Source organism: Haloechinothrix alba, assembly GCF_900188115.1.
Lineage (GTDB): Bacteria > Actinomycetota > Actinomycetes > Mycobacteriales > Pseudonocardiaceae > Haloechinothrix > Haloechinothrix alba.
This window is the reverse complement of the sequence record NZ_FZNW01000001.1, coordinates 215617-233746: the sequence shown is the minus strand read 5'-3', so window position 1 is coordinate 233746 and position 18130 is coordinate 215617. Positions and strand designations below refer to the sequence as shown.

The 18130-nt window shown below is 68.7% G+C and carries 19 protein-coding genes; 7 read left to right on the top strand and 12 right to left on the bottom strand.

Annotation, left to right across the window (positions count from 1 at the left end; all coding sequences use genetic code 11):
- The first annotated feature begins 67 nt into the window (after positions 1–67).
- From CHB84_RS01100 to CHB84_RS01090, 3 genes are all read left to right on the top strand, one after another.
- Positions 68–850, top strand: coding sequence for an META domain-containing protein (locus tag CHB84_RS01100; RefSeq protein WP_089299551.1), 783 nt, complete (start codon positions 68–70; stop codon positions 848–850).
- 243 nt (positions 851–1093) lie between these two features.
- Positions 1094–2590: a bifunctional lysylphosphatidylglycerol synthetase/lysine--tRNA ligase LysX gene (gene lysX / locus CHB84_RS01095; protein WP_089299550.1), complete on the top strand. Its 1497-nt coding sequence runs from the start codon at positions 1094–1096 to the stop codon at positions 2588–2590.
- 247 nt (positions 2591–2837) lie between these two features.
- Positions 2838–3440, top strand: coding sequence for a TMEM165/GDT1 family protein (locus tag CHB84_RS01090; RefSeq protein WP_089299549.1), 603 nt, complete (start codon positions 2838–2840; stop codon positions 3438–3440).
- 75 nt (positions 3441–3515) lie between these two features.
- Here CHB84_RS01090 and CHB84_RS01085 read toward each other — a convergent pair whose 3' ends face one another.
- Both CHB84_RS01085 and CHB84_RS01080 read right to left on the bottom strand, forming a co-directional pair.
- Positions 3516–4145 carry an IclR family transcriptional regulator gene (locus CHB84_RS01085; protein ID WP_089299548.1) on the bottom strand — a complete coding sequence of 210 codons (630 nt, stop codon included), beginning with the start codon at positions 4143–4145 and terminating at the stop codon, positions 3516–3518.
- A 7-nt stretch (positions 4146–4152) separates the two neighbouring features.
- Positions 4153–5007, bottom strand: coding sequence for a hypothetical protein (locus CHB84_RS01080; protein WP_281251720.1), 855 nt, complete (start codon positions 5005–5007; stop codon positions 4153–4155).
- An 84-nt stretch (positions 5008–5091) separates the two neighbouring features.
- On the opposite strand from CHB84_RS01080, the gene CHB84_RS01075 reads away from it, so the two are divergent.
- Both CHB84_RS01075 and CHB84_RS01070 read left to right on the top strand, forming a co-directional pair.
- Complete coding sequence (locus CHB84_RS01075; RefSeq protein WP_089299547.1) at positions 5092–6276, top strand: homogentisate 1,2-dioxygenase; 1185 nt, start codon at positions 5092–5094, stop codon at positions 6274–6276.
- 46 nt (positions 6277–6322) lie between these two features.
- Entirely contained in the window at positions 6323–6799 is a 477-nt protein-coding gene (locus CHB84_RS01070; protein WP_176439727.1) for a hypothetical protein, read from the top strand.
- A 138-nt stretch (positions 6800–6937) separates the two neighbouring features.
- Here the strand turns inward: CHB84_RS01070 and CHB84_RS01065 are convergent, their stop codons facing one another.
- Complete coding sequence (locus CHB84_RS01065; RefSeq protein ID WP_425432255.1) at positions 6938–8665, bottom strand: BCCT family transporter; 1728 nt, start codon at positions 8663–8665, stop codon at positions 6938–6940.
- A gap of 387 nt (positions 8666–9052) precedes the next feature.
- Here CHB84_RS01065 and CHB84_RS01060 point away from each other — a divergent pair, with 387 nt between their 5' ends.
- On the top strand, positions 9053–9838 hold the full coding sequence (locus CHB84_RS01060; RefSeq protein ID WP_089299545.1) for a CPBP family intramembrane glutamic endopeptidase: 786 nt from the start codon (positions 9053–9055) through the stop codon (positions 9836–9838).
- Positions 9839–10067: 229 nt separating this feature from the next.
- Entirely contained in the window at positions 10068–10616 is a 549-nt protein-coding gene (locus CHB84_RS01055) for a ferritin (RefSeq protein ID WP_089299544.1), read from the top strand.
- A gap of 100 nt (positions 10617–10716) precedes the next feature.
- Here the strand turns inward: CHB84_RS01055 and CHB84_RS01050 are convergent, their stop codons facing one another.
- The 9 genes from CHB84_RS01050 to CHB84_RS01010 all read right to left on the bottom strand — a co-directional run bounded on the left by CHB84_RS01050 (position 10717) and on the right by CHB84_RS01010 (position 18105).
- Positions 10717–11565, bottom strand: a complete 849-nt coding sequence (locus CHB84_RS01050) for a hypothetical protein (RefSeq protein WP_089299543.1) — start codon at positions 11563–11565, stop codon at positions 10717–10719.
- 37 nt (positions 11566–11602) lie between these two features.
- Positions 11603–12097, bottom strand: coding sequence for a SigE family RNA polymerase sigma factor (locus tag CHB84_RS01045; RefSeq protein WP_089299542.1), 495 nt, complete (start codon positions 12095–12097; stop codon positions 11603–11605).
- 92 nt (positions 12098–12189) lie between these two features.
- On the bottom strand, positions 12190–13092 hold the full coding sequence (locus tag CHB84_RS01040) for a DUF5926 family protein (protein ID WP_089299541.1): 903 nt from the start codon (positions 13090–13092) through the stop codon (positions 12190–12192).
- Positions 13093–13172: 80 nt separating this feature from the next.
- A complete protein-coding gene (locus tag CHB84_RS01035; RefSeq protein ID WP_089299540.1) occupies positions 13173–14090 on the bottom strand; it encodes a DUF4328 domain-containing protein in 918 nt (305 codons plus the stop codon).
- 4 nt (positions 14091–14094) lie between these two features.
- A complete protein-coding gene (locus CHB84_RS01030) occupies positions 14095–14469 on the bottom strand; it encodes a rhodanese-like domain-containing protein (RefSeq protein WP_245818477.1) in 375 nt (124 codons plus the stop codon).
- Positions 14470–14534: 65 nt separating this feature from the next.
- Positions 14535–16328 carry a sodium/solute symporter gene (locus tag CHB84_RS01025; protein ID WP_089299539.1) on the bottom strand — a complete coding sequence of 598 codons (1794 nt, stop codon included), beginning with the start codon at positions 16326–16328 and terminating at the stop codon, positions 14535–14537.
- Positions 16329–16359: 31 nt separating this feature from the next.
- Positions 16360–16884 carry a hypothetical protein gene (locus tag CHB84_RS01020; RefSeq protein ID WP_089299538.1) on the bottom strand — a complete coding sequence of 175 codons (525 nt, stop codon included), beginning with the start codon at positions 16882–16884 and terminating at the stop codon, positions 16360–16362.
- 8 nt (positions 16885–16892) lie between these two features.
- Positions 16893–17186: a hypothetical protein gene (locus tag CHB84_RS01015; RefSeq protein WP_141134540.1), complete on the bottom strand. Its 294-nt coding sequence runs from the start codon at positions 17184–17186 to the stop codon at positions 16893–16895.
- Positions 17187–17238: 52 nt separating this feature from the next.
- A complete protein-coding gene (locus CHB84_RS01010; RefSeq protein ID WP_089299536.1) occupies positions 17239–18105 on the bottom strand; it encodes a S49 family peptidase in 867 nt (288 codons plus the stop codon).
- Positions 18106–18130: the final 25 nt, after the last annotated feature.

The following is an 18130-nucleotide window of genomic DNA, read 5'->3' as shown; positions in this document are numbered from 1 at the left end:
GATCGGGACGCGTCCCGGGACATCCGTGTCCGGGGCAACCACGCCCGGGGGCTCGCGCGTAGTAGGGATGATGAGACCGACCACGATCGGCACGTCCCTGGCGATGCTGGCACTCGCAGGCTGCGGCACGGACGGCGCAGGCCAGCAGGCGGCCGAGCTGCCCGAGGACCGGACGTTCGTGTCCACCTCCGTGAGCGAGGGAGGCGAGCCGCGCCCGTTGGTCGACGGCACCGAGGTGCGGTTGACCTTCGACGGCGGGGAGCTCAGGGCGCACGCCGGTTGCAACCACCTGTTCGGGAACGTCCGCCTGCAGGATGGCAGGCTCCAGGTGAACGGGCTCGGCGGCACCGAGATCGGCTGTTCGCCGGAGCTGGCGGAACAGGACGAATGGCTGTCCGGTTTCCTGACCGGCGAGCCCGCAGTCGAGCTCGACGACGAGACACTGGTCCTGGCAGGCGGCGAGACAACCATCGTGCTGGCCGACAGCGGCGAGGCCGAGCCGGACCGCGCACTCGAGGAGACTCGATGGCTCGTGGACACGGTGCTCGACGGGGACGTCGCGTCCTCGGTGCCGCGCGACGCCGCGGCGCACCTGACCTTCGCCGCAGGCGGCGAGGTGCGGGGAAACGCCGGTTGCAACTCCCTCGACGCCCGTTACACCGCGACCGGATCGCGGCTGGACGTCGAGGAGATCACGACGACGAACATGTCCTGCGGCCAGCACGTCGACCGGTTCGAACGCACCGTACTGGATGTGCTCGCCGGGGAGCCCTCCTACGAGATCGACGGCGACCGGTTGACGCTGACCGGCGGGGAACGGGACAGGCGACTCCGGCTGACGGCCGAGTAGGCCGGCGCACCGACACACACGCGGCACGGTCCCGCGGCGAGGGGTACGCAGCGCCGGCCTGCCGTGCACAGGTCGAGCCGGCCGAACCCCGCTGACCAGGGAGGGCAGGCAGGTCAGCGACCGACGCGGCCCGCCCCCGACGGGACGCCGGACACCGCGACCGGGACCGTGGACGCACCGTGCTCGGGCTGGTCGCAGGCGGTACCCGGATCCGGTACTGGGCCGGGTCGATACACTCGGCGCGTGACTGAGGCGCATGACGACTTCGCCGACGACCTGCCCGAGCAGATGCGGATCCGGCGGGAGAAGCTCGACCGGCTGCGCCAGGCGGGTGTCGACCCCTACCCGGTGGGCTACGACCGCACGACCTCGATAGCCGAGGTCCGCGAGGACCACGAGCACCTCGAGGCCGACACGGGCACCGGGCAGCGCGTCGCCGTCGCCGGGCGGATCATGCTCTACCGCACCAGCGGGAAGCTCTGCTTCGCCACCATCCGGGACGCGTCCGGGTCCATCCAGATCATGCTCTCGCTGGACAAGATCGGTGCCGAGTCGCTGGAGTCCTGGAAGTCCGACATCGATCTCGGCGACCACGTCGGGGTCGAGGGCGAGGTCATCACCTCCAAGCGAGGCGAGCTGTCGGTGCTGGCCGACAGCTGGACGCTCACCGCCAAGTGCCTGCGGCCACTGCCGGAGAAGCACAAGGGGCTCACCGACCCCGAGGCCAGGGTGCGGCAGCGCTATGTCGACCTGATCGTCAACCCCGAGGCACGGCAGATGGTCACCCACCGTTCCCATGCGGTGCAGGCACTGCGGAACGGGCTGGTGCAGCGGGGGTTCGTGGAGGTCGAGACGCCGATGCTGCAGCAGATCCACGGCGGCGCGGCCGCGCGGCCGTTCACCACCCACATCAACGCCTACGACCTCGACCTGTACCTGCGCATCGCGCCGGAGCTGTTCCTGAAACGACTCGTGGTCGGCGGGATCGAGCGCGTCTTCGAGATCAACCGGAACTTCCGCAACGAGGGCGCGGACTCCACGCACAACCCCGAGTTCACGATGCTGGAGTTCTACCAGGCCTACGGGGACTACGCGACCGGTGCGAGGCTGACCAGGGAGCTCATCCAGGAAGCCACCCGGGCCGTGTTTGGTGACACGGTGGTTCCCACCAGCCACGGCGAGATGGACCTCAGTGGCGAGTGGCCCTGGGTGAGCCTCTACGGCTCGGTGTCCGAGGCACTCGGCGAGGAGATCACCCCGCGCAGCCCCGTGGAGCTGCTGCGCAAGCACGCCGACTCGCGGGACGTCTCGTGGGACCCCGCATGGGGGCAGGGCAAGCTCACCGAGCAACTCTTCGAGGAGCTGGTGGAACGCGACCTCCACCAGCCGACGTTCGTGTGCGACTTCCCGAAGGAGACCAGCCCGCTGACCAGGCAGCACCGCGACGACCCGCTGCTGACCGAGAAGTGGGACCTGATCGGCTTCGGCATGGAGCTCGGCACCGGCTACTCGGAGCTGGTCGACCCGGTGGAGCAGCGGAACCGGTTGACCGAGCAGTCCCTGCTCGCCGCCGGTGGCGACCCGGAGGCCATGCAGCTCGACGAGGACTTCCTGCGCGCCCTCGAGTACGGGATGCCGCCGTCGGCAGGCGTTGGCATCGGCATCGACCGGCTGCTCATGGGCTTCACCGGAAAGGGCATCCGGGAGACGATCCTGTTCCCGATGGTCAAACCCACCTGACCCGCTCCCCGGCCGTAGGCTGAATGACGCTTTCACTCCGCATGGCGGGCTGAATGGCGCTTTTCACTCCGTATGGCGGGCTGAATGGCGCTTTTCACTCCGTATGGCGGGCTGAAAGCGTCATTCAGCCACGACGAAACGTATTCGTGCGGCGCGCCGAAAATCGTAATTCGCAATTCCAAGAATATCGACATTCCCCGATTTCTCCGTTAGCGTCGGTGCGGAGAGAAAAGGGGATGGGGTATTCGTGTCTGCCGAATTCGTCGCGTTCGCGAGCGCGCTCGCGCTCGTACTGGCCGTCGAGCTACCGGACAAGACGTCGGCGGCGGTACTGGTGCTCACCACCCGGTACAGGGCCGCACCGGTGCTTGCGGGCGTGTCCGTGGCGTTCGCGGTGCATACCGCGCTGGCAGTGGCCTTCGGCAGCGCGCTGACGTTGCTGCCGAGTGAGCTCGTGGCGCTGGCCGTGGCCGCGGTATTCGGTACCGGCGCGTTCCTGCTGCTGCGCGAAGGGTTCCGGCGGCAGGACGCCGCGCCGGAGGACGCCAGCATGCAGGGACCGCGGCCGGTGGCCTTCACCCGGGCCGCGCTGACGTCCTGCGCGGTCCTGTTCCTCGCCGAGCTCGGCGACGCATCACAGTTGGCCACAGCGGGCCTCACAGCGCGTTTCAGCGCTCCGCTGGCCGTCGGCCTGGGATCGTTCGCCGCCCTGGTGCTCGTCGCCGCTGTGGCGGCGCTGCTGGGACGCAAGCTGCAGGCGCGCATCAACCACCGCCTGCTGCACCGGGTCACCGGGTTGGCGTACGCGGGCTTGGCCGTGCTGGCCCTGGCGAGCGTGCTCGGCGGCTAGTTGTAGTGCCCCGGTTGCCCGGCGACGACTCCCGGACGGGGTCCCGGCGGGAGACGTCTGCGGATCCCGCGAATGTCAGCTCAGGATGCGCGCGAGGTGCGCGGCCGCTGCCACCACGCGCGGTCCGACGGTCTCGGCATCCAGCGTGTCGAGCGAGACCACGCCGATGCTCGCGCGGAAGCCCGGCACGCCCCGCACCGGTGCGGCGACGCCCTGCGCGCCCTGCTGCAACTCGCCGGCTGTGGAGACCCACTCCCCCTCGTCCTGCCGCAACGTGATCGCCTTACCGGCCGCACCGCGGCTGACCGGATGGCGTGTACCGACCCGGTAGGCCACGTGGAAGCTCGTCCACGACGGTTCGATCACCGCGACCGCCTGGACGGTGTCGGCGTCGGCGAGGGACAGGTGTGCCGTCGCGCCGGTGTCCTCGGCCAGGTCCCGCAGTACGGGTGCGGCGGCGTCCCGCAGCTGAGGAAGGACACGTCCCGCCAGGCGCAGCAGCCCGATCCCGAGCCGCACTTTCGACCCGTCCCGCCAGACGAGACCTCGCTCGGTCAGCGGACCGAGCAGCCGGTACACCGCGGCACGGCTGACGTCGATGCGGGTGGCGAGCTCGGAGACCGTGCAGGCCTCGCCCTCCGCGTCGGCGACCGCCTGCAGCAGCGCGAGGCCTCTGTCCAGGGTCAGCGACCCTTCACTGTTCATCGCGTGCTCACAACAGCCCCAGCTCGGTCAGCTCCCGTGCCGCGTCGTCGAAGGTCGCCGAACCGTACGAGGCGAACAGCTGCCGCACCGCCTTGGCCGCGGGCCCGGACAGCGCAGCCGCGTCGGAGGCCAGTGCCTCGGCGTCGGTACTGGCGAGCGCCTCGCGCACGTCCTTGCCGGACAGGCAGCGCGCCGAGGCCACAAGCAGGTTCAGGAAGCCGTGGTGGGTGAAGCCGGTGGTCTCGTCGGTGTGCCGGACAGCGCGGTGCAGGCTGTTGGTCGCCTTGAACGACGCCCCGGAGACGGTGCTGACAACCGAGAAGAAGTCCGCGAGCTCGTCGACGCCCGGGAAGTTCTCGCTGGACTGACCACCGCACCGGATCTTGGGCCAGCTGCCGTGCTCGACGACCTTGCGCACGCCGTCGAGCCAGCCGACACCGCGGCGCGGCTCGACCACGCGCACCACGTCCTCGGGCACGAACTCGGAGACCCGCTCCAGCCACACCTCGTCGACGTCCGACGGCGCGGGCATCTCGACCATACGCAGGGTCAGCAGCTCGGAACGCGACTCCACGATCGAGATCGCCTTCGGCACCCCGCCGAGGCCGGTGTCGATGATCAGCGAAAGCGGAAGCGGCTCGCTCGGCTGGATCTTGACCAGCTCGGTGATCATCTCCGGCAACCGGGATGCCGGGCAGAGAAAGACGCCGAGCAGTCCGGCGTAGTCCCCGGCACGCGCGTCGAGGTATGCCCGCAACGCCTCCGGCATGCTCGCCGTACCGGGCGGGAAGAGGGCGGAGTCATCGACCAGGCGGGTGAACAGGGGCGGTATGCCACCAGGGCTGGGCGGCGGGAGTTCCACTGCGCTTGACACGACTGACACGCTAGTAGCGTACTATAATCGCGCAAACTGGTTCGACTATCGAACACCTCTCGGGAGCGAGCGATGCCGTACTACCGCCAAGTCGGGCAGGTTCCGCCGAAGCGGCACACCCAGTTCCGATCGTCCCGCGGGAGCCTCTACGCCGAGGAGCTGATGGGCGTGGAAGGCTTCTCCTCGGACTCGGCGCTGCTCTACCACCGCAACCTGCCAACGGCCATCACCAACGCGGTCGCCGTGACCGACGACCGCGGGCCGATCGCCCCGAACCACCCGCTCAAGCCGCGCTCCTACCGCACTCCGGAGCTGAAGTACCCCGACGGCACCGACGCCGTCACCGGGCGGCGCAGGCTGTTCGGCAACAACGACGTCACCATCGGCTTCACCGTGGCGGACGCACCCAGCCCCCTCTACCGCAACGCCACAGGGGACGAGCTGCTGTACATCCACGGCGGCACCGGCACGGTGGAGACGGTGTACGGAGCGCTGGAGGTCGGCGACGGCGACTACGTCGTGCTACCCACATCGACGACCTACCGGGTCGTGCCGCACGAACCGCTCACCGCGCTGTGCGTCGAGGCGCGCGGGCACGTCGCCCCGCCCAAGCGCTACCTCTCCGCCAAGGGACAGTTCCTCGAGCACGCGCCGTACTGCGAACGTGACATCCGCGGACCGGTTGAGCCGCTGGTCGTCGACGGCGCCGAAGGCGAAGCGCCTACCGATGTTCTTGTCCGGCACCGGGCAGGCCTCACCCGCTACACCTACACGCACCACCCGTTCGACGTGGTCGGCTGGGACGGCTGCCTGTACCCGTGGGTGTTCGACATCGACGACTTCGAACCCGTCACCGGGCGCGTGCACCAACCGCCACCGGTGCACCAGACCTTCGAGGGCCCGAACTTCGTCGTGTGCTCGTTCTGCCCGCGCAAGGTCGACTACCACCCGGACGCGATTCCGGTACCGTACAATCACGCCAATGTGGATTCCGACGAGCTGATGTTCTACGTGCGCGGAAACTACGAGGCGCGCGCCGGATCCGGCATCGGGATCGGGTCGATGTCGCTACACCCTTCCGGGTTCACGCACGGTCCCCAGCCGGGCGCCGCGGAGGCCTCCATCGGCACGGAGTACTTCGACGAGACAGCCGTCATGATCGACACCTTCGCCCCTCTCGACCTCGGCGAGGCCGCGGATGCCTGCGAGGACCCCGGTTACGCCTGGACCTGGTCGGGCAGGAGTACACCCTTGTGAGGGACGAAGCACGCCATTCCGACATGTGGCATGGCACACTACGGCAATGGCTCGCAACGAGAACGAAGGCCAATGGGGTCGTGAAGGATACGACAACACACAGGGCCGCGAAGGATATGACTACTCGCGAGGTCGTGAGGGATACGAACACTCACGAAGCCGCGAGGCGTACGAGGAGCGTGACGAGCCGTCGACCAGCCGATTCACCGTAATACGGCGCATCAACGGGATCATCACTCTCGTCTGTGGACTGTTCGCTGCCGTACTCGCTGTGCACATCTTCCTGTTCGTCTTCGAGGCCAACTTCGGCAACCCGTTCGCCGCGTTCGTGTCCGACTGGGCACGGATGGTCTCCCTCGGGCTGGGCAACCTGTTCCTGCCCACCAACGAGAAGGCGCAGATCGCCCTGAACCAGGGGATCGCAGCCATCCTGTGGCTCGTCATCGGCTGGCTGGTCACCACGATCATCGCCCGCATACTCCTGCCCTATCCCGACAGGACCTGGTACCGGCGCCCACAGTGACCGGGACCGGGCCACGATGTCCCGAGCCGGACCCGGCGGAGCCCGCCAGGGTCCGCACCACGAGGGTCCGCACGACGAAGGGGCTGTGTGCGAACGTCGCACACAGCCCCTTCTCGCTTCCCGGCCGCTCGGCCGGGACTATGTCCGTCCGGTACCGGAACCCGATCCGGATCCCGAACCCGGAGTACTACCGCTCGCGTCGTTGGGCTCGACAAGACCCTCGTCGATGAGGCTCTGCGAGACCTGCTCGGTGAGCTCCTCACGTTGCTGCCGTCGCTGCACACGCAGGAACGCCCGCCGCTCCAGCGTGAACGCCCGCCACGTGGAGATACACATCAGGATCATCACCACACTGAACGGCAACGCGATGATGATCGCGGCGGACCTCAAGCCTTCGAGACCTGCCTGACCTCCGGCAAGCAGCAGCGCGATCGCCACGATCCCCTCGGCAGTAGCCCAGAAGATGCGGCTCCACTTCGGGGGTTCGGTGTGCCCGCCCGAGGAGAGCATGTCCACCACGAGCGACCCGGAGTCGGAGGAGGTGATGAAGAACGTCGCGATCAACAGCACCGCGAGCCCGACCAGGATCGTCCCGGCAGGAAGGGTCTCCAGCAGACCGAACAGCGCACCTTCCTGTGTCACGCCTTCTTCCGCGTCGATGATGCCGCCGTCACCGAAGATCTCCCGGTAGAGGCCGGAGCCACCGAGGACGCTGAACCAGAAGAACGTCACGATCGTGGGCACCAGCAGCACGCCACCGACGAACTCGCGGACCGTACGGCCCCTGGAGATGCGCGCGATGAACACACCGACGAAGGGTGCCCAGGAGATCCACCAGCCCCAGTAGAAGGCCTGCCAGAAGCCCTGCCACTCGATACCGGCACTGCCCTGCATGGCGGTGGTGTCGAAGCTCATCTGCAGCAGGTTCTGCAGGTACAGACCGATGGACTGGACGAACTCGCGCAGCACGAACATCGTCGGCCCCGCGACGAGCACGAACAACATGATCAGCGCGGCCAGGCTGATGTTGAAGTTCGACAGCCACTTGATGCCCCGCTTCACCCCGGTGACCACCGAGACGATGGCGACCGCCGTGATGAGCCCGATCAGTACCGCGTAGACTAGGTCACCCGGGTCCTGGATGATGTTGATCCATTCCAGCCCCGCCGCGATCTGCAGGACGCCGAGACCGAGGGAGGTGGCCACACCGAACACCGTGCCGATCACGGCCGCGATGTCGATGACGTCGCCGAGCACGCCCTTGACCCGGTTGCCGAGCAGCGGCTGCAGCACCCACCGGATCGAGATCGGCTTGCCCTTGCGGTGCACCATGTACGCGATCGCCAGGCCGACGACCACGTAGATCGCCCAGGGATGCAGACCCCAGTGCAGGAAGGTCTGGATCATCGAGAACTCGGCCAGCTCGGTTGGCGAGCCTTCGACCCCGGGCTTCGGGCTGTCGAAATGCATGAGGGGCTCGGCGACGCCGAAGAAAACCAGGCCGATCCCCATGCCTGCCGCGAACAGCATCGCCAGCCAGGACCCGACGCTGAACTCGGGTTCCTCGTCCTGCGGGGACAGCTTGATATCGCCGAAATGCCCGACACCGACCCAGATGGCGAAGACCACGAAGGCGGTGACGAGGAAGTTGTAGTACCAGCTGAAGTACTGGGTGATTCCGCCGCTGACCTCACCCAGCCACTCGTTGGCGGTATCCGGCGCAAAGACCGCCCAGAGCGCGAAGACGACGATGATGATCACCGACGGCCAGAACACGCCTGGTTTGACGGACTGATACCAAGCACCCTGATTGGCCGGACCGCTGCTGTGCGCAGGATCCGGCGATGTATCTGACGTTGTCGCCACCTTACGGTTCCCTTCTTCGCGAAAGTACGAACGTCGTGTTCGCGTACGAGTGCCCCCTGAAACCTTGTGACAGCGGGTAGCCCGCAATGCGTCCGCTGGCACGCTATACGAGCCGGATAACAGTCCGATTGAGCGCAGCAGCGCCATCCGCTAACGACTGCTCCGGATATCGACGCACGCCGGGTAGGCGACCCCGGGGGCACGAGTCGTTGTTCAGCTCACAAACTTCCTGTGCACAGCCCTACCACGGGTAGTGGAGTTGATCGAGTATGCGCGTTACCCCCAGTCCGGTTCAAGTACTCCACAGGCGTCGCGCCTGCCACACCAGCCACTCATGATTGACCAGGTTAACGTGAGTACGTGCTGCGGACACTTCGTCGCTGGTGCATGTCACCACGCCCCCAGTCGCCGCCGGTAGTCGCCGACCACCGCGAACGCCGGGCGATCGTCATCGAGCTCGTCATCGTGTTCACGATCACCCTGGGACTGTCCGCCGCGCGCAGCCTGCTCTCCTTCCTCGACTCCCTGCTGCGTCCCGAACCACTCGCCGAGCAGGAAGTCGCGCTTCACTCGCCACAAGCGAGCATCGCGCTTGTGGACATGCTGCAGCAGCTGCTCGGCGCGGTGCAGCTGCTCGGCTGGGCCGGCCTGGGGCTCTACCTGCTGTGGCGTGCGGGCTTCACGGCATCGGCAGTGGGCATCGACCTGCGCAGGCGTGGCAGAGACCTGCTGCTCGGCCTCGGCCTGACCGCACTGATCGGCATCCCGGGGCTGGCGCTGTATCTCGGCGCGTGGTCACTGGGACTCAACGTGGCCGTCGTACCGTCGGCACTGGACGAGACGTGGTGGCGCCCGATCACGTTGACACTGTCCGCGTTCGGTAACGCCGCCGCAGAGGAGATCCTCGTCGTCGGCTACCTGCTGACCTGGCTCAGGCAACTCGGTTCCGGCGAGAACTCCGCGTTACTCGTATCGGCGGTACTGCGCGGGGTATACCACCTGTATCAGGGAATCGGCGGTTTCGTGGGAAACCTGGTCATGGGGCTGATTTTCGGGCGGATCTGGCAACGGACCAACCGGCTCTCGCCCCTCGTCATCGCGCACACGTTGCTCGATGTCATCGCATTCGTCGGCTACGCGATGCTGCGCGACCACGTCTCGTGGCTACCGTGACCCCGCACCGACGGGCACTGCCCGGCGCGGCTCTCCCCGGAGGCCGGCACCCGGACCGCGCATCTCGCGGGCGCCACATCGTGTCCGGCTCGACAAGGAGCACGGCTGCCGGGACATTGAAGGAAACCTAACCACATTTTGATTGGGCTATCCTAACCAGAATTGAACCGTATCACTTGTCGCGCAATTCCGTGGTAAATCGGTGCCGCTCGCAAGTAGAATTGCAAGTATGAACACCACTGACAGTGAACCGCGATCCAAGTTCTACGAGCTCCTACAGGAGCAAGTGCACAACGAGTTCAACGCCGAGCGCCAGTACATCGCGCTCGCCGTATGGTTCGACGCGGAAGACCTGCCCCTGCTCGCCAGGCACTTTTACCGGCAGGCCGTCGAGGAGCGCAACCACGCGATGGCGATCGTGCAGTACCTGCTCGACACCGATCACCCGGTGGGTATCGGGGGTACCGATGCCGTACGGAACGACTTCAGCGACCCCGTCGAGCTGATCGAGCTGGCACTCCGACAGGAGAAGCAGGTCGCCGCGGACATCGAGTCGCTGGCCAAGACGGCGCGCGCCGAGGACGACTACACCGGTGAGCAGTTCGTGCAGTGGTTCCTCAAGGAGCAGGTCGAGGAGATCTCGACGATGTCCACGCTGCTCAACGTCGCCAAGCGCGCAGGGGGCAACGTCTTCGAGATCGAGCGCTTCCTGGAACGCGAGGCCGGTACCCAGGGGCCGGACCCGACGATGCCCCCGGTAGCGGGCGGCGCGCTGTGACCGTCCCCTGAGCGCACCGGCTCGTCCCGACCGCGATCCGGATGCGCCCTGTGCCGGGCGGCTCCGGCCGGAGCCGCCCGGCACAGGGCGTTCCGTCCCGTCAGTCCCAGGCGCACTGCCCGAGACGGTCGCCGCGCAGGAACAGCTGCTGGACGTCGTTGTGGTTGTCGAAGACGAAGCGGTAGTGCGCGTCCTCACCCGCGATGGCGTGGTACCCACCCGACTCGGCTCGCAGCCGCGGGTACGCCGACTCGACGTCCTCACGCGAGGAACCCGTCGTGATGCCTTCCGGGGTGTGTGCCCCGGAAGCGCTGATCACGGCCACCCCGAGGTCCTCGGAGATCCGCACGTGCCAGACGGACTCGGTGCCTTCGGCGAGCGCATACGGTTCGCAGCCCTCCGGGGGCTCGGCGTCCGGGTCGGCGAGCAGCTCCCCGTCCCGCGCCTCCTCGAAGGTCATCCCCAGCCGCACCCGGCCGTACCCGTCCGGCCCGAGGACCGAGTCCGCGTCGAGCGTCATGCCGTCCTCGCGACGTTCGGCCAACGTCTCGGGCGCGGTCTGCGGGGCAGGTTCGGCGTTCTCGGCTCCCGGCCCCGGATCCGCGAACGTCTGCGGTTCGGGCAGGCGACGATCGGTCGCATCCGCACTGCCCCGGTCGGGCGTCGCACCAGGGCGCTGCGTCAAAGGAGGCCGCTCGGTCCCGTCCGACGAGGCGACCGGTGGAGGCGCGTCGGACGGCGCAGGGATCGCGAACACGCCACCGGCGAGCATCAGCACACCCGCCATCGCCGCCGAGCTCGACGCCGCGCGCCTGCGGCGACGCCTGCGCTGCGCACCGGCCACGATCGCGTCGCGCGCACCCGACGCGTGCGGCACGGCGAGCCGGTCGTCCGCGAACAGCCTGCGCAGGTCCTCGCCGAGCTCATCGGGCTCGTGCGGGTTGCTCACGACGGGTGCACCTCCTTTCCCACCTGCCGGTCCGTGTTCACCACTCCTCGGTCACCGCGGTCAGCTTCGTCCGCAGCGACGTGATCGCCTTGCTCGCCTGGCTCTTCACCGTGCCCTGGCTCACGCCGAGCGACTCGGCGATCTCCTGTTCGGAGAGTCCCTCGTAATAACGCAACACGATGACCGCACGTTGCCTGGGAGGCAGTTCCCGTAGCGCCTGCCACAGTGGTTCGTGCTCGAACGGGTCCGCCTGCGGGTTGCCCTTCCGCTCGGGCAGCTCCGCGACCAGGTTCTCTTTGCGCGTGCGGCGCCACTTGCTGATATGCGCGTTCGCCATGGACCGGCGGATGTAGGCGGTCGGATCCTGGGTCCTGCGCTGCAGGTCCGACCAGCGCGAGCCCACCTTCTCCAGCACGGTCTGCACGAGGTCGGCGGCGTCGTGCGGGTTGCCGGTCAGGGCATGGCCGTACCGCAGGAGGCCGGGCAAGGCGGCTTCCACGAACTCCGCGAAGTCCGTGCGCTCGCTCACCACGTGAAGCCCCCTGTGTGCGGTACTCGACCATGCTGGCTGGGCGCGGGTGTCAACCCCTCGCCAAACCGTAACCGGTCATGCCCCGGTCACCCTCACCGAATGGTGATCTGCCGCCCGAGCAAACCGTCCCGCGCGCGCCGCTCCGCGGCATCCAGCGGCTGGTCGGCGAGTCCCGCCAGCGTCGCCGAGAGCCGGTCACCGAGCTCACCGGCCGGCCCGACCCACTCCCGCGGATGCGCCTCGCGATCGAGATCCCACACCGGGACGAGCAGGCCGTGCGCGCGGAACGAACCCGCATAGCGGGACCCGTCGCCGAGCCCGAGCTCACCGCGCGCGGACAGCCGCGCGAGCGCGGCGAGCAACTCGCCCTCCGGCTCCGGGCGTACCCACCGCAGATGAGCCTTCTCGCCGGCATCCACCCAGTACGCCACGGTTGCCTCGCCGGTGTCCGCAGGCGCGCTCAACAACCGCTCGGTGGGCATGATCGCCTCGTTCGCGCGTTGGACCGCCGGATCCGTGCCTGCCGAGTCCCGCTCGGCGGGTGGCAGCCACCAGGAGAAGTCGGGATGCAACTCGGGTTCCAGTGCGACGTCCGCCTCCAGCAGGTCCTGGAGGCGCTCGCCCTCGACGGGCTCGCTCGTGGTGTCCGGAACCGCCAGCGTGTCTCCGGTGTCGGCGTCGCGCAGCCACCGCAGGGCGCGCCCCAGGTCCCTGCTCACATCGGACGACTTGGCCTGCACCTGCAGGCCGAGGAACGGCACGCCGTCCGAGCGGACCATCGCAGCGGCCGCACCGGGCAGCACGCTCGCCACATGGATCTCGCGCTCCGCACCGGCCACCGGCAACCGTGCCGTGGCCGACGGCACGAACTCGCGCAGCGCGATCAACTCCGGTTCCGCGGCCAGCCCGTCGAAGGACCGGGCGACGAACGCCGCACCGCTCCTGCGACGCTTACCGTCCCGCGCTTCACGCGCCTTGCGCGCCCCTTTGCCCACGTCGACGTACCTCCGTTTATGTATCGGTGCCCTGGCGGGACGCGACGCTACCCGCCGGCCGCGGTTCCGTACGCCCTCGGTCACCTGCGCGCCCACGGGGTCCGCCGCGGGCGTAGCTCGGGCGGCGGGGCGTCCCGCACAGCTGCCACCCAGCTGCCGCGCAGCCGCGCCGCGGCCATCGGTGCGAGCAGGCTCATCACACGGCGTACCAGCAGCACGGTCAGCGCGGCCAGCAGCAACGCGGCGAGGTCGGTTATCGCGGTGAGTAGCACGCTGTCCGCCTGCACCTGTATTCCGTCGCGCGTACGCCACAGCAGCGTCACGGTCACCAGCACTCCGTTCGCCGCCCACGCGGCCCACCAGGCGAGCACCAGCCACGACGGTCGCGGCCGGGCGGTGGCGGAGTACCCGCTGGCGAGATGCTCCAGCTCCGCGGCGATCGGCCCGGCGAGTACCCAGTTCACACCGGGCACGAACAGCCCCGCGGCGATCCGCCACGCGGAACGGGGCGGGTCCACGCCCCGCTGCTCGGCTATCGCCGCCCGTACGCGCAGGATCCAGAGGTAGGTGGCAGCGATCGTGACCACCGCGACGATGAACAGCAATACCGAGGCCGAGACCACGAGCGCATCCGAGGACAGCACCATGGACGAGTTGAGCGCGCTGTCCCGGCTGCGCACCAGCAGGACGTAACGCCATACCTCCGCTCCCGTCGCGAGAGCAGCCAGTGTGGCCGTGATGATCAGCAGGACGAGCACCCGGCCACCGAGCACCCACTGCCGCCGCACCGGATCGGCGTGCTCGGTCACCGTGCCGGGCACGCTGGTCGGCCATCGCCACGTCACGCTCGGGAAGCCCCAGCGCGGCGGAGCAGGATAGCTCGGGGGTCCGGTGTAGGGCCTCTCGGGCGGCTCGGGCCTGCCGCGACGCGGCGATACCGGTGGGACGGCGACCCACCTGCGCACCGTCGCCTCCGGCTGCCGCCGCGTGTCGGGCATCCGGCTAGAGCACCTCGGGGTCGGCACCCGGCTCGTCCGCGACCATCGGCCTGCCCTCGGTGTGCCAGGACTTCATGCCGCCTGCGATGTTGACGGCCTCGTAGCCGTGCGCGTTGAGGTAGGCCGTCGCCTGCGCGGACCGCCCGCCGGTCCGGCACACCACGTACACGGGGCGCTCGTCGACCTGGTCGGCGAGCTCGTCCATCCGCACCGGCACGTCGCGCAGCGGGATGTGGACGGCCTCGGGTGCGTGCCCGGCCTGCCACTCGTCGCTCTCCCGCACGTCGAGCAGGAGATAGCCGTCCGAAGGCAGGTCCGACACCGAAGCCGTGGGGACATCTTCCGGGAACACCACGGTGTCGATGGTGCCAGTACACACGTTTGACTCACGTAAGGGTGTGCTGAATGACGCTTTCAGTCCGTCAGGTGGACTGAAAGCGTCATTCAGCGTTCGTCGTGGCGGCGCTTGCTGAAGCGCAGGCGCTCCTCGGCGCGACCGAACCTGGGGATCTCCCTGTCCTGTACGAAGCCGAGCGGGTCAGGGGCGTGCATGCCCAGCATGAGCGCCCCGACGCCGGGCGGAACCGCGCGCTGGGTCGCCTTGCTCGCGATGATCATCACCAGGAACGCGACCGGCACCGAGACCAGGGCCGGCTGCTGGACCAGCACCGGAACCGACCCGCCGGTATACCCGGCAGCCAGTGTCAGCCCGAACGCGGCAAGCACAAGCCCCCCGCCTGCGAGCATGCCAAGCAGTGCACCCCGCGCCGTGAGGCCACGCCACCAGATGCCGAGCACGAGGAGCGGGCAGAACGTCGACGCGGCGAGCGCGAACGCCATCCCGATGCTCAACGTCAGGTCGGTCGGCCGCAGGGCGACAGCCAGCGCCAGCGGGATGACCGCTGTGAGCACGGAAGCCACCCGGAAGTCCCGGACTCTGCCGGGTAGCAGGTCGGTAGCGACGACTCCCGCCACGCTGAACACCAGACCCGAGCACGCCGCGAGGAACGCCGCGAACGCGCCCGCGAAAATCACGGCGGCGAGCACCTGGCCGGCCACCCCGGGCAGCATCGCCGAGGGCAGCAGCAGCACCGCGGCATCGGTCTCGCCGGTGACCAGCAACTCCGGGACGTACATCCGGGACAGCGCGCCCAGCATGGTGGGGAACAGGTAGAACAGCCCGAGCAACAGCAGCACGTGCACCGTGGTGCGGCGAGCCGCCTTGCCGTCCGGGTTGGTGTAGAAGCGCACCAGGATGTGCGGCAGGCCCATGGTGCCGAGGAACAGCGCGAGCATCAGGGAGTACGTCCCGACCAGGCCGCCCGCACCGTCGCTACCCGGCACCAGCCAGCTCGCGTTGTCCGGCACGGAGCCCTCCACGGAAGGCACCGGCGCACCGGCATCGAAACGCAGCGTGGTTCCGGCATCGACCTCGTGGGAGACCTCGGCCGACCAGAACACCTCACCCTCGGCGGGCGCCCCGTTCACCACACCGTCGGCGTGCAGCAAGGTCGCTTCGTCGACCTGCAACACCACCGGTGTCTCGATCTCCACCGTGGTCCGCTCGGGAAACACCGGCGGAGCCTGAGCATCGAGCCCACCGGAGTGGGGCCCGGCCGCGCCGCCGACGAACACCGCGCCGAGCACGAAGGCGGGCAGGCTGATCGCGAACAGCTTCAGCCAGTACTGGAATGCCTGCACCACCGTGATCGACCGCATCCCGCCCGCGACGACATTGACCATCACCACGAGCGCGACGACCGTGGCGCCGACCCACACCGGTGCGGGCAGCACGGTCGCGAACGCCAACCCCGCGCCCTGGAGCTGCGGGACCAGGTACAGAACGCCGATGAGCACGACCACGAAACTCGCGAACCCACGGATCGGCCGGGATGCGGCCAGCCTGCCCTCCATGAAGTCGGGCAGCGTGTAGGCACCCGAGCGGCGCAGCGGGGCGGCGACGAAAAGCATGAGCGCAAGGAACCCCGCGGCGAACCCGATCGGGTACCACAACGCGTCCGCGCCGTCCTTGAGAACCACACCGGCGATGCCCAGGAAGGACGCCGCGGACAGGTACTCGCCGGAGATCGCCGCGGCATTACGCTGCGAGCGCACCGCGCGCCTGGCCAGCAAGAAGTCGTGCGTCGAGTTCGCCATTCGCGAGGAGTGCTGCCCGAGGTAGAACGTCGCGGCACCGACGAGCCCGACAGCCACGAGTGCCCAGGCATTCAGCTCCACCAGTACCTCACCTGCCCCGCGCGGCCATCCACTAGTTCTCGATCATGTCGACGAAGGCGCGCTCGTGGCGCTCGGCAATGCGGTTGTAGAGCAGGCCCGCCCCGAACAGCAGCGGGAACGGCACGACGCCGAGCAGCAGCCAGGCCAGCGGAATCCCGGCCACGGTCACCTCGGCGAAGCCAGGCGCGACAACGAACGCCACCGGCAGCGAGCCGAGCAGCACCAGCACCACGAGCCCGATCGCCAGTCCCAGCTTGAGCTGCGCGCCGATCAGGTCCTTGATCAGCATTTCACCCCAGCTGGTCTGCTGGGCCAGCTCCACCCGAGGCCGGATACCGGTCTTCTGCTGCCTGCTGTCGGCGAGCACCACGCGCTGCCGTTTCGGTTTCGTCGGCGAGTCGATCTGCTCGGCGGAAGGGAGCTTCCCGGACTGGGCGCCGTCGGTGAGCGAGGCGGGCTTCGCCCGCCACATACGCGTCCCCGCCTCGGAGGAGCCGTGCCGCGGCTGGCGGTGCTGCCCTCCCCGTCGCGGCTGGTTCGACCGGTGCTGGTTCACGACGTGTCCTACTTGCCGACGTACGGTACCCGGTTGTGCCGGGCGCCGGCCGTCGAACGACGCACCAGCCCCGGCATGTGCCTTCGACGCGCCGGCAGGACCCGCTCGCGGTCCCAGATGACGACCTGGCTGCCACCCCGGCCCCCGCGCGCCTCCGGCGACGCGGCACCCGCCGGCCGTGCCGGGTTCGACCGGTCCGGCCGAGCCCGGTCGTACAGCTCGAGCGCGGTGAGTACACACGGTGCATCCGAAGCGGCCGCGACGAGAGCAGCGAGCTTCCCCGTGTCCTCTCGAGCACTCACAGTGATCTGCATCTTGCCTCGTCACCTCCGCGATGTCCAGGCCGTCGAGGGGTCACAACCCGAACCGCGACCAGTGCGCCCGCCGCTCGAGCACGTCGAGCAACGCCGTCATGCCGGTCCCGACAGGGGCGCCCAACCCGAGCCGGGCCAGCAGTGGCTTCTTCGGCTCGGCGACGGTGACCTCGGCTTCGGGATAGCGCTGGGACACGATCTCGCGCATCGTGCCGAGCCCGTCGACAAGGCCGAGCTCCGCCGCCCTCGTCCCCAGCCACACGTCGCCGTTGAACAGGTCGCCGTTGAACAGGTCGCCGTGCTCGGCGATCCGGGAGCCTCGCCGCCTCCGCACCCAGTCGGCGAACTCGTCGTGCAGCTGCACGATGAGCTGGTTCAGCCACTCCACGTCCTCGGACCGCTCCGGGCTGAACGGGTCCAGCCTGCGCTTGTTCTCACCCGCCGTGTAGAGCCTGCGTTCCACGCCGAACCGGGAGAGCAGCTCGGGAAACCCGAAGCCCCCGGACACCACACCGATCGACCCCACGAGCGAGGTGCGGTGCGCGAAGATCTCGTCGGCAGCGCAGGCCAGCCAGTACCCGCCGGACGCGGCGACATCCTCGGCGAACGCCAGCACGGGCACGTTCTTCTCGTCGGCCAGCTGCCGGATCCGTTCGGCGATGAGCCCGGACTGGGTGGGGGCCCCTCCCGGCGAATTGATCACTAATGCCACCGCGCGGAGCCGGTCGGGGGCGAACGCCCGCACGATCGCGGACTCGAGAGAGTTGATGTTGAGAACTCCCCTGGACAGCGGGCTCGGCGTCGGCGTGATCACCCCGTTCAGCTTCAGCACCGAAACGACATCGGTACGGTCACCGCGGTCACCGATCCCGGGAATCCTCGACGTCACCATCTCCGCCACGCTCATACCGGCCACCGTAGCGGAGGGAATC